Raw genomic sequence first — 1,625 nt, 5'->3', positions numbered from 1 at the left:
CTCAATAACTTCAGGGAATTTTATAATTTGAATTGAATATTAATCAAAAAGCAAACATATTCCAGAAGTAAGTAATTTAGTGAATGATTTACTCCCAGTAAGATGGCATTTTTGGTAAATTATGAAATGGCAGTTATTGACACAAAAACAGCGAGGAGTAAACAGGGCATTCACTATAGCAATGTTTACAATTTTCAGTGGTATTATTTGCGTTTCTTGCAGTAATAATCAAGATGTTTTGGTAACAGAAAGGGGAGCAAGTACCCCCAATCCCCAGATAGGGAGAACATCTAAAGCTGGGGAATTTTATGTTCAGGGACAAACTCAACATCTTAAAGGTAATTCCCAAGCGGCTATTGCTGCCTATAGTAAATCTATTAGTCTTAATCCTGAGTATGCACCAGCATTTAAGGGGCGGGGATTAGTTTATTTTGATACTGGTAATAAAGAGGGAGCGATCGCGGATTATAATCAGGCATTGCGTCTCAAGCCCAAGGATGCGGAAGCATACAATAATCGTGCTAATGCTTTTGCTTCTATCGGAGATTATAGAAGAGCGCTTGCGGATTATAATCAAGCAATTAGCATTGCACCAAAATCTGCCGAGGTTTACAATAATCGAGGTAATGCCCGTGCTAACCAAGGTGATAAGAACGGGGCGTTAGAGGACTATACTCAAGCGATTCGGATTGATCAAGAATATGCTGTAGCCTATAATAATCGGGGTAATGCTTATGCTGCAAGAGGAGAACAGCAAAAAGCAATCTCCGATTATAATGAAGCCGTTCGCATTAATCCTAATTTTGGTGTTGCTTTTAATAATCGCGGTAACGCCTATGCTGCAATTGGCGATAAACGGGGCGCATTAAAAGATTTACAACGGGCAGCAGCTATTTTTGACAAACAAGGAAATAAGGACTTATATCAACAAGCAATGAAGAATATTGAGGAATTGGGTAAGTAATTCTGTCATCTATTCTTCAATAATTGGGGTGCGTAAATCCTCTACCAAAGCCTGAATTTCTGCGGGTGGTGGTGGTGTAAGCCGAGAAACTGTGAGGGTGACAATAAAGTTAATAATCATCCCTAAAGTGCCAATTCCTTCAGCAGAAACGCCAAAAAACCAAGGTGTCATACCGAAAAATTTTACGCCGACAATGTAAATAACTGTAAATATCAAACCTGCTAACATTCCGGCAATTGCACCTTCAGAATTAGTGCGTTTATCAAAAATTCCCAGAAATATTACCGGGAAAAAACTTGCAGCCGCTAAACCAAAGGCAAAAGCTACCACTTCACTCACAAATCCTGGTGGATTTACACCAAAATATCCAGCGAGAACAATGGCGAAACCAACAACAACTCGCCCTACAAATACCCGTTTTTTTTCTGAAGCTTGGGAATCAAAAATGCGATAATAAACATCGTGAGCGACAGAACTAGAAATTACTAATAATAATCAATACACAATACTGGGCTACTTGTGTCCAGGTAATGCCTAGTGTGTTAATTCTGTGAATCCTTTACCCGTAAGACTTCATGCAAGTTCCGTGTCAGAAATATTTGCGGATTTAAGGTTTCAGGCTTTCAGGGATTCTTTTTTCTATCACACTTTCTGCATGAAG

The 1,625-nt window shown here is 39.1% G+C and carries 1 protein-coding gene and 1 pseudogene; one reads left to right on the top strand and one right to left on the bottom strand.

The features are described from left to right. Positions 1–121 precede the first annotated feature (121 nt). Positions 122–964 (top strand): tetratricopeptide repeat protein, encoded by an 843-nt coding sequence (locus IQ228_RS25840; RefSeq protein ID WP_027404085.1) that lies wholly within the window; start codon positions 122–124, stop codon positions 962–964. A 9-nt stretch (positions 965–973) separates the two neighbouring features. Here IQ228_RS25840 and IQ228_RS25835 read toward each other — a convergent pair. Further along, a pseudogene (locus tag IQ228_RS25835) lies at positions 974–1,459 on the bottom strand (cation acetate symporter); the annotation flags it as partial. Between the last annotated feature and the right edge of the window lie 166 nt (positions 1,460–1,625).

It is taken from the genome of Dolichospermum sp. LEGE 00246, from assembly GCF_015207865.1.
Lineage (GTDB): Bacteria > Cyanobacteriota > Cyanobacteriia > Cyanobacteriales > Nostocaceae > Dolichospermum > Dolichospermum heterosporum.
The sequence above is the reverse complement of the archived record's forward strand: the minus strand, read 5'-3'. Positions and strand labels throughout refer to the sequence as shown.

Bases quoted from the DNA above. Each gene is read 5' to 3' on its own strand.
- IQ228_RS25840 (WP_027404085.1), top strand. From the start codon at position 122: ATGAAATGGCAGTTATTGACACAAAAACAGCGAGGAGTAAACAGGGCA.